Source organism: Paenibacillus marchantiae, from assembly GCF_028771845.1.
In the GTDB taxonomy this organism is placed as follows: domain Bacteria; phylum Bacillota; class Bacilli; order Paenibacillales; family Paenibacillaceae; genus Paenibacillus; species Paenibacillus marchantiae.
Genome location: NZ_CP118270.1, coordinates 1,730,702 through 1,742,768, shown reverse-complemented (window position 1 = coordinate 1,742,768; position 12,067 = coordinate 1,730,702). Strand labels below are relative to the sequence as shown.

10 protein-coding genes are annotated in these 12,067 nt (G+C 49.3%); all 10 read right to left on the bottom strand.

The genetic code is table 11. The annotated features are described in order from the left end of the window. Window positions 1-88 precede the first annotated feature (88 nt). Window positions 89-541: a chemotaxis protein CheW gene (locus PTQ21_RS08025; RefSeq protein WP_072734890.1), complete on the bottom strand. Its 453-nt coding sequence runs from the start codon at window positions 539-541 to the stop codon at window positions 89-91. Between the two features lie 256 nt (window positions 542-797). Further along, window positions 798-1,760, bottom strand: a complete 963-nt coding sequence (locus tag PTQ21_RS08020) for an ABC transporter ATP-binding protein (RefSeq protein WP_063567983.1) — start codon at window positions 1,758-1,760, stop codon at window positions 798-800. Next, window positions 1,757-2,734, bottom strand: coding sequence for an ABC transporter ATP-binding protein (locus PTQ21_RS08015; protein WP_072734891.1), 978 nt, complete (start codon window positions 2,732-2,734; stop codon window positions 1,757-1,759). The genes PTQ21_RS08020 and PTQ21_RS08015 overlap by 4 nt, the downstream gene beginning before the upstream one ends. Before the next feature lie 53 nt (window positions 2,735-2,787). After that, a complete protein-coding gene (locus PTQ21_RS08010) occupies window positions 2,788-4,125 on the bottom strand; it encodes a M20 family metallopeptidase (RefSeq protein ID WP_274569406.1) in 1,338 nt (445 codons plus the stop codon). A 95-nt stretch (window positions 4,126-4,220) separates the two neighbouring features. Further along, complete coding sequence (locus tag PTQ21_RS08005; RefSeq protein WP_274569405.1) at window positions 4,221-5,804, bottom strand: ABC transporter substrate-binding protein; 1,584 nt, start codon at window positions 5,802-5,804, stop codon at window positions 4,221-4,223. Window positions 5,805-6,065: 261 nt separating this feature from the next. Beyond that, the gene (locus PTQ21_RS08000) at window positions 6,066-6,941 is read right to left on the bottom strand and encodes an ABC transporter permease (protein WP_063568004.1); all 876 of its coding nucleotides are present in this window, start codon (window positions 6,939-6,941) and stop codon (window positions 6,066-6,068) included. Window positions 6,942-6,992: 51 nt separating this feature from the next. After that, on the bottom strand, window positions 6,993-8,003 hold the full coding sequence (locus tag PTQ21_RS07995) for an ABC transporter permease (protein ID WP_274569404.1): 1,011 nt from the start codon (window positions 8,001-8,003) through the stop codon (window positions 6,993-6,995). Between the two features lie 312 nt (window positions 8,004-8,315). Further along, complete coding sequence (locus tag PTQ21_RS07990; protein ID WP_274569403.1) at window positions 8,316-9,848, bottom strand: PucR family transcriptional regulator; 1,533 nt, start codon at window positions 9,846-9,848, stop codon at window positions 8,316-8,318. A 395-nt stretch (window positions 9,849-10,243) separates the two neighbouring features. After that, window positions 10,244-10,876 carry an aspartate/glutamate racemase family protein gene (locus tag PTQ21_RS07985; RefSeq protein WP_274569402.1) on the bottom strand — a complete coding sequence of 211 codons (633 nt, stop codon included), beginning with the start codon at window positions 10,874-10,876 and terminating at the stop codon, window positions 10,244-10,246. A 228-nt stretch (window positions 10,877-11,104) separates the two neighbouring features. Beyond that, window positions 11,105-12,055, bottom strand: a complete 951-nt coding sequence (locus tag PTQ21_RS07980; protein ID WP_076290576.1) for an aminopeptidase — start codon at window positions 12,053-12,055, stop codon at window positions 11,105-11,107. Between the last annotated feature and the right edge of the window lie 12 nt (window positions 12,056-12,067).

Below are 12,067 nucleotides of genomic sequence, written 5' to 3'. Positions count from 1 at the left end.
AAAAATGCCCCTCATCCCCACAAAGGGGTAAGGAGCATTATTATAATCAAGCGGTTATGTGCTTTGTATATAACATTTCAGCGTGCGTTTACTGCGATTTGGTTAAATTACCGAGCAATACATCCAAATTAAGAATGCCGGCTTCATGATCGTCATTGTGTGCGATTTCCTTGAATATTCCCGTTGTGTAGCGACGATATTCTTCTGTAGGCTCTTCAAACCGATCATACATCACCACGGAATCCACGGAATCGACGACGAGCGGTACATAATCGTCGTGGTAAGGCACAACAATGATACGAGTAGAAGGTGTAGTCTCCTCGTCAGGCAAGCCGAGCAGGACGCGTAAACTCACAACAGAGACCACTTTGCCGTACAAGGGCGTGAAACCCTTAATCTCAGGACTGCCAAAAGGAACGGTGGTTACCGGGAGCATTTTGATAATTTCATGAACTTCATCAATACGAAGCGCACAAATCTGATTTCCGACCGAGAAATTGATGTATTGAATTTGAACTTCCTCATCCATAGATGTTTTCATACCCTTCTTGTCTTCAGTTTCAAATAGAAGCTTTTTATAGTCATCTTGATCATGAATAATTACATTTCATGTTGCATTCTCTGTGTTTATATCGGTTGAAGGGAGAAAAATTTTTACCCATTTCTTAATATGTAGATGCTATCGTCAGAAATAATGGCAGAAGAGAAGATAAAAAAAGAAAAACGCAAACAGAACCCAAGTAAACTGGAGTTTGTTTGCATTTTCTGATCGTATTTTTCAGTTCAAATAATCACTTCTAATACAAATGGCATGCCACCTGGCGTCCTGGTGAAATCTCCCGCAGCTCCGGGATAACAGAGCGGCATTCGTCCTTCACATACGGACAACGAGTATGAAACGTGCAGCCGGAAGGTGGATTTTCCGGATTGGGCACATCGCCGCCCAGGACGATTCGTTCCTTTTGCACATTCGGATCAGGAACCGGAACAGCGGACATCAATGCTTTGGTATATGGATGCAGTGCTTCGGTAAACAGTTCGGAAGTGGGCGCAAGCTCAACCACTTTGCCCAGATACATGACAGCCACACGATCACTGATGAACTTAACGACAGACAGGTCATGAGAGATGAACATATACGTCAGTCCGAATTGTTCCTGCAGATCCTGCATCAAGTTCAGCACCTGAGCCTGAATGGACACATCCAGCGCTGACACGGGCTCGTCACACACAATGAATTTGGGATTCAAAGCGAGAGCACGGGCTATCCCGATCCGTTGACGTTGTCCACCCGAGAACTCGTGCGGAAAGCGATGTGCCTGATAGGGGGATAGTCCGACCACTTCCATCAGCTCTTCGATTCGGCTTTTCAACTCGTTTTTTTTCAGATTATGGTGGGTGAGCAGCGGCTCCTCCAGTGTGCGCTGTACCGTCCAGCGCGGATCCAGTGAAGCGTATGGGTCCTGGAACACCATCTGCATATCCGTACGGAAACGGCGCAGCTCTTCTGGCGGAAGCTTCCGTACATCCTTTCCTTCGAAAAACACCTCGCCATCCGTCGGCTCAATCAGACGCAGGATGGCACGCCCCGTGGTGGATTTTCCGCAACCGGACTCTCCAACCACGGCGAGTGTTTCCCCGCGCTCCACAGACAGCGTTACACCATCGACGGCTTTGACGGCACCGACCTGTTTGGAGAACAGGCCCTTGCGGATAGGGTAATGCTTCTTGAGGTTTCTGACTTCCAATATCGCACTCATATAATCCCCTCCTGTTGCAGCAGACAGCGACAGCTATGACTTGGTGCTGTCTCCAGTAATTCAGGTTGTATTGTCTCGCACCGTGCTTCCTTCACCGGACAACGAGGAGCAAAGCGACAGCCGGACGGCATATGGGCGGGATTCGGTACCTGACCTGGAATGGATTGAAGACGATCCTGATCCCCCGCAAGCTGCGGCAGCGAAGCCAAGAGACCGCGAGTATATGGATGCTTGGGATCGGCAAAAAGGGTTTTGACATCCGTCTCTTCCACCACTTGCCCGGCATACATCACCATGACGCGATCACACATCTCAGCTACAACACCGAGATCATGAGTGATCATCATGATTGCCATATTTTCCGTCCGCTGGAGGTCACGCATCAAGTCCAGAATCTGTGCCTGGATGGTCACATCCAGGGCTGTTGTTGGTTCATCTGCGATGAGCAGCTGCGGGCTGCATACCATCGCCATGGCGATCATCACCCGTTGGCGCATGCCACCTGAGAGCTGGTGCGGGTATTGTTCTGCAATTTTGTCAGGACGGGGAATGCCGACTTTGCGAAGCATATCAACCGACCGTGCCCAAGCCTCTTTTTTGCCCAGCTTCAGATGGTATCGTGCCGCTTCCGAGATTTGTTTGCCGATTTTGAATACCGGATTGAGTGAGGTCATCGGCTCCTGAAAAATCATAGCCATTCGGTTACCCCGAATTCGGCGAATTTCACGCCCGGACAGCTTAAGCATGTCTTTCCCCTGGAAACGGACTTCCCCTGACGCCACGCGGCCGATCTTTTTGGGGAGCAGCTGCATGATCGATAACGATGTAATACTTTTCCCGCATCCCGATTCTCCGACAATACCCAGCGTTTCACCCTGCCGTATGGAAAGACTGATCCCGTCCACGGCGCGTATCACACCTGCATCCGTAATGAACTCTGTCCGCAAATCCGAAACTTCGAGCAGTTCAGTCATGTTGTTCCCCTCCCATGCCATTACGTTCTGAGCCTTGCTCCTTCTAAAAAAAATTAACGTTTGGACGTCGTGGCTTCTTCGGAAGCCGCACCATTCGAATTCTTCAATGACGTCTCATCTTCCATACCTTCCACGCCCAAATATTTAAGCGCGCTCAGCGCGTACACTTTGGCGCACTGGATAATCTGCCATACGGGTGCTTTTTCATTAAAATTATGAATCGTGGACAGCTCTGCCGGACCATATTGCAATACCGGAATCTGATGATTACGGAAGTGGCGTGCATCGCTGGATGCCCATTGCAGCACACCGTACGCCTCTTCGCCGCTCACTTCACTGATGCTCTCCACCAATTGGCTCACGATTGGCTCATGTGCTGGAGTCCAGTTGGCGTTGCCCTGGAAGCCAAACGGCTTCAGCTCCGATTCTATTCCTGCTTCAAGCAGAAGCGAGCGAGCACGGTCCAATACATCGCGGTAATCCACACCAAATGGAACGCGGGAGTCCACCTGAACTGTGCAGCGATCAGCTACCACATTCACCTTGGTTCCACCCTGAATTGAACCGATATTCACCGTTACATGGTCGAACACCTGATAGGCCAGACCTGCCTTCTCCCGATCACGCGCATATTCCTGCGAGATGCGGATAATATCCTTCACCTCTTCAGGGATGTCTGGCTTGATGTCCCATAGACGCTGCAATGCTTCAATGCCTTTGGCTGCCTTCACAATCGCATTATCGCCTACAATGGGTTGAAGACTGCCATGACCCGGTGTACCTTCCACCGTAAACTCAAACCAGCAGCTCCCCTTTTGTCCAATGGTTGGATGCTGCGGGCTGGATGGCTCTGCAATTACCGCGGCAGTTCCGGTTGCAAGTCCACGCTCCAGAACCCATGGTACCCCCAGGTCACCGCCTGTTTCTTCATCCGGAACAATCATTAGCGACAGATCTCCGCGCAAAGGCACATTCAACTTTGCCAGAATAACCGTCGCAAAGATTAAGCCGGCAAGCCCACCTTTCATGTCGGATGCCCCGCGTCCAAGCATATATCCGTCCTTGATTTCACCGCAGAACGGATCAAAATCCCAACGAGAAAGATCCCCGGCTGGCACAACATCCGTATGACCACAGAAAATCAGATGTTTGTCTGACTTGTCTGCCCCTTCTCCGTTCAACGTCGAGATCAGGTTAAACATCGTTTCGGTTGCCGCATGTACTTTGGTGTCAATTCCGGCCTGATGCAAATATTCGATAATAAAAGCACTAATCTCACGCGAATCCCCTGGAGGGTTCTCCGTCGGAAAAAGAATCAGTTGTGAACAGAGCTCCAGTAATTCATCCTGACCTTCCTCGATTGCATCAAGTACCTTCCTTTTCCAATCCATCCCGTTTAGGCTCCTTTCAATAATGGCTGCATTATGATCAGTACGAATCGTCAGAAGACAGGCATGACTGCCTGTCCCCCAAATCGTCCGTTCGTTTACTGCTCTTTGCTAAGTGGGTAGAAACGCAGAACCTCATCCGGGTAATACACGTATCCGCTGACCTTGTTATTCATGCCGACAACCCGGTTGTATTCATATAGATACGCCCATGGCGCTTCTGTCGTAATAATCTCCTGTGCCTTCATGTATAGCTCGTTGCGTTTCGCCTGATCCGGTTCGGCGCCTGCTTCTTCCCACAGTTTGTTAACTTCCGCATTATTGTAATGAATGTAGTTGGAAGAGCCTTCACCGTAGAGCAGGAAGCCCAAATGGTATCCAGGATCGTTAACAAAAGAAGTCCATTTGGAAATGTAAGAGACTAAATTCCCGTCTTTTTGTTGTTCCAGGAACTGCGCACGAGCAACTTTGTTAATGTTCATTTTGACACCGATCTTGGCCAGTTCTGCTTGAATCAGAACCGCATCATACTCCCAATCGTCAAATCCGGAACCGAGTGTAAAGTCAAAGCTGAACCCTTCTGCATAACCTGCTTCTTTCAACAATTCCTTGGCTTTGTCCAGATTGTACTCGTACACATAGCCTGCATCGGTAAAACCTGGTGTGTTACTTGCTACAGCACTCTTCATCTCTTTGGCCTGACCATACATGACATCGTTGATCAATTGGTCATAAGGGATCGCATAGTTGATGGCTTGACGCACTTTTTCATTATCAAACGGTTTGACATTGTTGTTCATCGCGAAGAACAAAATGCGGTTACTCGCATTCGACTTGACGGTCAAATTACTGTTCTCCTGCAAAGCTGCAACATCTTTTGGAGGAATCTCGATTGCCATGTCCACGTCACTCTTGTTCAGCAGCAGAACACGGTTGGAGGCTTCCTTCGTGAATTTCAGCGTGACTTTGCTAAGTTTCGGTGCTCCCTGCCAGTAGTCGTTGTTGGCCTGGAAGACCGCTTCACTGGCCGGGTCCCATTTTTCAAGTGTAAACGGGCCTGATCCCGCAGCATTTGTTTTCAAATAATCATCACCTTTTTCCTCGACCAACTTCTGGTCCACAATGGAGAAGGTATACATGGCAATGATCTGGGTGAACATGTGGTTTGCTTTATTCAGTACGATCTCGACGGTGGAGTCGTCCTTGGCGGTCACGCTCTTGATGTCGGCCATTCCGTATAGAAAGCTGCCGGAGCTGGACTTGGATACACGCTCAAAAGAGTACACAACCGCATCCGCATTGACCGGATTTCCACTTTGGAATTTCAGACCGCTTTTGATTTTGAATGTATACATTGTATTGTCATCAGACACTTCCCAGCTCTCGGCGAGCATAGGCTGAATATCCTCCGTGTTGGCTACATCAGCACCATCCACCGTTTTGACACCATAGGTTACCAACTGGTCATAGGTTGCCAGTACCAATGTGTCCGAGGTCAGGTCATTCGCCTCCGCCGGGTCCATCGTGGTTCCACCTTCAGAGTAAGCAACCGTCAGTGTTGGCGCGGGTTTTGTTTCCTCTCCTGAGCCGGATGCCGCAGGTTGCTGGTTGGCATTACTGGCACAGCCACCAAGAACAACGGTAAGAGCAATCATTGCAGAAAACCATTTGAGCTTTTTCATTTTTAGTTTCCTCCCCTTTTTGAACCAGTCTTATGATTTAATGCTGTAAAACGTTGCAGCTTTTATCAGACAAAGCGAAAGTGTGGGCCAATATCCCGGAAAGTAACTTACCCATTTCCTGATACCAACCACAGCAGCATTCAATCTGCCTACTGCCGGTGATGGAACCTTGCCTGCCTTTATTTCAGGCATTCCCCGCAAGTTGGTTCCACCATCCAGCTATCTATGAATCGGTTCTATAGGGACCGATGACACTAACCCCTATTTTCCCGAACGCAACCTTGGGTCCAGTACATCACGGAAACCATCTCCGAGCAGGTTAAAGCCAAGAATGGATGTGGCTATAGCCAGTCCAGGGAATGTCACGAGCCACCATTGTCCAGAAATAATATACTCCCGACCTTCAGAGATCATGGCCCCCCATTCGGCTGTAGGCGGTTTGACGCCAAGACCGAGAAAGCTCAAACTGGATGCCGTCAGGATGGCAAAGCCCATACCAAGCGTGGCTTGTACCAACAGCGGTGCCAAAGCATTCGGCAAAATATGGCGAAACAGAATCACTCTGTCTCTGACACCAATGGCTCTGCTGGCCTCAACGTACTCCTTTTCGCGCAGGGATACGGTCTGCCCATACATCAATCTGGCAAATTCGGGAATACCTACAATCCCTACAGCAATCATGGCACTCGTCAGTCCGTTGCCGATGGAAGCCGCAATTGCCATGGAGAGTACCAGCGAGGGAAATGCAAGCAACACATCCATCACCCGCATGATGATATTGCCAGTACGTCCGCCGTAGTAAGCAGCAATTCCGCCTAGCGGAACCCCGATGACAAACGAGATGCTGACGGCAATCAAGCCTGTCCAGATGCTGATTCTGGCGCCATACAGAACACGACTCAGAATGTCACGACCATAGTTATCCGTACCAAACCAGTGACCACCTGATGGGGATTCCAGCTTCACAGCCGTATTCGTCACGTACGGATCATAAGGGGCAATCCAGGGGGCAATAGCTGCGATGACAGTCCACATGACTATAAAGGCTAGACCAATAGCAGCGAGCCGATTGCGGAGCAACAATCTCAGAAAGGTTTTGGGTTTGGGAACAACCGCTGGTGCAGGTTTGGTTCCCATGGAAGTCGGTGCGGCAGTACTCACAGCGGTACTCCTCCTTTCGCGGCGACCCTATTCATAACGGATTCGTGGATCAATCAATCCATAGACCAGATCCACCGCCAAATTTATAAAGCTGAACAGAATGGCACTTACCAGTGTGAATGCCTGAATTGGTGCATAATCGGCAGCCAGAATCGAATCTGTCACATAACCGCCGACGCCGGGCCAGGAAAAGATTGTTTCCGTGATCACCGCACCACCGAGTAATCCGCCGAACTGAAGGCCAAGAACGGTCAACGTGGGAATCAGAGCATTGATCAGGGAGTGTTTGCCAACGACCGCGGTTTCGCTCAAGCCCTTGGCTCGTGCGGTACGTACATAATCCTGTCCGATGACTTCCAGCATGCTGGACCTGGTCATACGCGCTACAATCGCCATTGTCCCTGTGCTGAGGCAGATGGCCGGAAGCAGCAAATGCGCAAGACTGCTTTTGAGTGCAACCATATCTCCGGTCATAAGACTGTCTACCACGTACAATCCGGTGATATGCGTCGGTGGATTGAGGTCTCCGCTGATGCGTCCCATTGGAGCTGGAGCCCAGCCGAGGATGGAATAGAAGATGTAAATAAACAGCAGTCCCAGCCAGAAAATTGGTACACATGCTCCAATCAGTGAGAACACCCTGGAGATGTGGTCGATAAAGGATTCTTTTCGAGTTGCAGCGATAATGCCTACCGGAATCGCAACACAGATGGCTATAATCACACTGGCCAACGTCAGCTCAATGGTTGCCGGAAAGCGGGTAGCGAAATCACTCAGTACCGGATGACCGGTATGGTAGGCGAATCCCAGATTCCCTTGAAGCAACTGTCCCACGTAACTAAAAAACTGTACAAATAATGGCTTGTCCAATCCCATGTCCATTCGGATTTTGGCAATGACATCATCCGTGGCCTGTTCGCCAGCCATGACAATGGCGGGATCTCCCGGAAGAACACGGGACAGAATGAAGGTAATCACCACAATGCCGATCAGCGCCGGAATCATCTGCAGCAGCCTTCGGAGCGTGTAAGCAAACAATCAATCAACCCCTTTAACTCTGATGTCTCACTTGCTGTTTTACGGTTCTCTGTGGACGGCCCAGTCTTGAAAACTTGTCTGATTATCCGTCTCTTCTTTGTAATTGTGCTTATTTTACCTAGAATCCGAGCGTCGAACTACGTCCCTTTTAGCTAAAAAAAAGCACAACCGTTTGTCGATTGTGCACTAATGTCTCCTATTTATGTCATGTTAAATCACACCCTAAGACATAGTTCGCTATTTTTCGACCTATATCTACCATATCATCCTTTGTTGATTTTGCTGTAGAAGAGAGTATCCGATTGGCAGGACCTACACCTCTTGTTTATCCTGCTTCATGTAGTAGTACACAAGACACAGATGACAGACAAATTGTTCACGCGGATGATTCAGGTCGAAGCCCGTAATATCCCGTATTCGCTCCAGTCGGTATTTCACGGAATTCCGGTGAATATAGAGGCGATTTGCTGTCTCGATCAAGCTGCCCCGGCTCTCCAGATAATAAAAAAACGTACGCAGCAAATCCCCACTGTGTTCATCATCATAAGCACGCAATTTCCCCAGTTTCCGCTCAAACAATGCCGCAAAACCTGGTTCATTCGCCGTTTCGCTCAACAAATGATATACCTCCACATCCTCAAACCGGGTTGTACGCCCACCCGACAAGCGGGAGGATACCAGCAGTGCATTTCTGGCCTCGCCATAGCTTTGATGCATATTCCAAAGTGGAACCTGGGTGCCTACGCCTGTCCTGAATTGTCCAAGCTTGTTAGCCGGATCTTCGAGCCATAGCCCAATCGTATCAGACCAGGATTGAACGTCATCCTTCCATGCCGTATCCCGGGACTCCGGTGTTGGCAAGAAGAGCACTGCCCTGTTGGTCCGAAACTCAATATGAGGCGCTACCCTCCGTTTTCTGGCCTCCTGACCAAGCAATTCGGTCAATAGGTCTTCATCCGGAGCAGTCTCCCCTTCCATCACAGCTACTTCCCATAAATGCTCCGGATTCATGCCAAGCTTGCGGCCTCTTGATTCGGCTTCATGTGGCAACAGCAGAGGCGGTGTCAGCAGTTCGTCAATGAAATTGCCTCGAAGACGTAATTCGGTATCTTCCGCCACCTTGTTTCTCATCAATTCCAGGGATAATACTAATCTGGCTTGCTCAATGCCGACTTGTTCCATTTCATCCAGGGAGTCCTTGTCCACCAGCAGTCGGGCAACCTTCCGCCGATCCAGATTTATCTCCCATACGAGTGGGTCCACCGCTTCTTTCCAGTCATAATCCGGCGGTGAAGACACAATTATCTGACCAGCATTGTCGATAACACCCACAGGTGCCTGAAGCAGCTCGGCGACATTGTCCCCCACCGCCTGAATTCCGCTGTTTTCAAGTACCATTGTCATCAGTGTCCGATATACTTCCTCTGACCTGCGGAGAAGTGCGGCCTGTCGATCCAGTACCAATTCCATAACAGGTTGCGTAATATCCATGTAGGGTATCTCCGGAGGAATTTCAATGATGGGCAGACCACAGTCATTACTGGCTGCAACGGCTTCTTTCGGGATTTCTTTGAGAAAACGCGCAGGCTTGATGGCCAAAGCAGCCGCCCCTGCTTCATTAAGCGTATAGATTAGTTCTCCGAGCAAGCCGGGATTATCACGAATCGAATAGGCTGTCGTCAGCATAAGCATGCCTTCTCGCAACCATCCTTGCAGATCCGGCACCTCCATAATATCCACGAACCGTACAACCCGATCCAATCCTTGGTGCCCACTAATGACTTTGGCCTTGCTGAGTATAGGAATATTCAACAGTTCTTTTAGTGTTATACCTGTCGTTTTCAAGCCTATCGACCACCCTGAGCCAGATTTGCAAATCATTTTTGCATACTGTATCTAATTTTTTTGGATAGTTTACCAGACTATCTAATCAAAAAAAACGGGAATTTCTGTGATATACGTATGATATATATTGATTCTATAAATTACAGCAATAATAGTACGTTGTTAGTAGAAGTTGATGGCACGGAAAATAAATTCATCACTTTATCGCTTCACATCAGAAAACAGAAAAAATTATGCCCATGATCCTAGCACACCTGCGCCATGCTATTCCAAGAGCCCCGATAACCTTATCCAACACAAATAACGCCGATGCAGTTATCCACACTGCATCGGCGTCAAAATCAAATTAACCCAAATATAAAATCATCCAATACCCACACTCGGCATTCCATAGATCAGATATTCAACGCAGACACGGCTGCTCCCAATGAATAGATCGGGTCAAGCGCCCGGATATGCAGTTCTTTTTCCACTTCCACGGCGAAACCCATCGTTGCAAAACCAGTACACGCAAGAACGATGGACTCGGCGCCCTTCGCCTTGAGTCTTCTGGCCGCTTCCATAGCCGCGATTCGCCCCTGAGACGTGTTGAGATCCAGCGTGGTTACCACACCTTCAGGACGCTCCATCCCGATATAAGCATCACCTAGTATTCCTCGGATCAGCAAGGGCACTTCCTCCAGGATGGTCAATACACCAACACGCGCCGCTGATGTGAGCGCAAGATGTGCAGCACATGAGCCAGCACCATAGACGGGGATGTGAACAGCGGCACGCATGTCTGCAAGAGCCGGATCGGCTGCACAACTGATACCGATAGAGGTACAGCCTTCCTGTTCCAGTTTTCGTGCCAGATCCACAATTTTGGGAATCGATTCAAGCTCTGTGGCCTGATCATATACCCCCAGCGGTTGATCGGGAATGCAGCGACTCCGAACCTGAATGCCATAACGTCCTTCAATCAATGCCCCGTGTCTGTGGATATCTTCTTCATGATGAAGTGTAATCACTCTGATAAGACCCAACATCGGCATTCCTCCCCAGGCTGTGGATATCTTGTGTATATGTTACCCACAAACTGTTGATAGTTACCCCCAATTATGTGGATATCTCTTTATATATTGTGAATATGTTGTGTATTTGTCGCTAAATCTACCGCGTAATTTACGCATTGGTCCCCACTGTGGATATATTGTGCATACGCTCTCATTCCCTTTTTTTGATCCACAAGGTTATCCCTTGAATATTCTGCTCTATTATTGATCGAGCAGCTCTCCCTGACGCATAATCAACACATCATCAATGTACACATCCGGCTTCTGCACAACGGCATCAATGTGAACACCTGCTGCGACTGTGCCACCGAAGGTATTGTTACTTCCAAAAGCAACATGAATCGTACCGTAGACTTTCTCGTCCTCCAGGACAACACCTGTAATTCGAGCCTTGTCATTGGTGCCAATGCCGAACTCGCCAAGAATTCGACCATCACCTTCGCCCAGCATGGATAACAGCTTGTCTCCTTCAGCGCCAGTTGCCGTAACAAGGCGGCCCTCTCTAACCGTCAATAGAACAGGTTCACCGATCGCACCTATTCCTGCAATTGAGCCATCCACCAGGATTTCACCTTCTCCAATACCTTCAACGGGGGCGATGTACGCTTCACCGGAGGGCAAATTGCCGGATTCACCTGGATTGAGGTACATACCTGTGCTTGGCACGCCATTACGTCCCTGAATGGAGAACGACAGCTGGTGTCCATCTTTCTCGATACGGACACTTCTCCCCGCACTCAGCATGGCCGTAACCTTATCTGTCAAAGCCTTCACTTTGGGATATTCTGCGGTAATGGCACCGTTCATGAACATATCATCCGTCATGCCCGGCATCGTAGCTACCCTAGTTCCCGCAGCTGCCGCCTGTTTACGCGCCTGCGTATGGGTTAGTGAATAACGGGTTACGCATACCGCGACATCTGCACGCTTCATCGCTTCGGCAATCGGCGCAGGCGGCTCTTCACCGGATTTGCTCCGTTCCTTCATCACCATAAGCACCGCATCTGCTCCCAATGCCTTGCCTGCCTCATATATGGATTCGGCCAGTTCTCTCTTGGCATCATCCGCTACGACAGCCAGTGTCTCACCACTGCGAAGTCCAAGGCATTCCACCAAAACATTTTTACTGACGTCAATTCGTTGCTGGTTCATTTGTTCGTCTCC

What these genes read in the sequence shown, in the direction of transcription:
- PTQ21_RS07980 (WP_076290576.1), bottom strand. Translation starts at nt 12,055, where the DNA reads ATGAACCAGCAACGAATTGACGTCAGTAAAAATGTTTTGGTGGAATGC.
- PTQ21_RS08025 (WP_072734890.1), bottom strand. Translation starts at nt 541, where the DNA reads ATGAAAACATCTATGGATGAGGAAGTTCAAATTCAATACATCAATTTC.
- PTQ21_RS07985 (WP_274569402.1), bottom strand. Translation starts at nt 10,876, where the DNA reads ATGTTGGGTCTTATCAGAGTGATTACACTTCATCATGAAGAAGATATC.
- PTQ21_RS08000 (WP_063568004.1), bottom strand. Translation starts at nt 6,941, where the DNA reads ATGGGAACCAAACCTGCACCAGCGGTTGTTCCCAAACCCAAAACCTTT.
- PTQ21_RS08015 (WP_072734891.1), bottom strand. Translation starts at nt 2,734, where the DNA reads ATGACTGAACTGCTCGAAGTTTCGGATTTGCGGACAGAGTTCATTACG.
- PTQ21_RS08005 (WP_274569405.1), bottom strand. Translation starts at nt 5,804, where the DNA reads ATGAAAAAGCTCAAATGGTTTTCTGCAATGATTGCTCTTACCGTTGTT.
- PTQ21_RS08010 (WP_274569406.1), bottom strand. Translation starts at nt 4,125, where the DNA reads ATGGATTGGAAAAGGAAGGTACTTGATGCAATCGAGGAAGGTCAGGAT.
- PTQ21_RS08020 (WP_063567983.1), bottom strand. Translation starts at nt 1,760, where the DNA reads ATGAGTGCGATATTGGAAGTCAGAAACCTCAAGAAGCATTACCCTATC.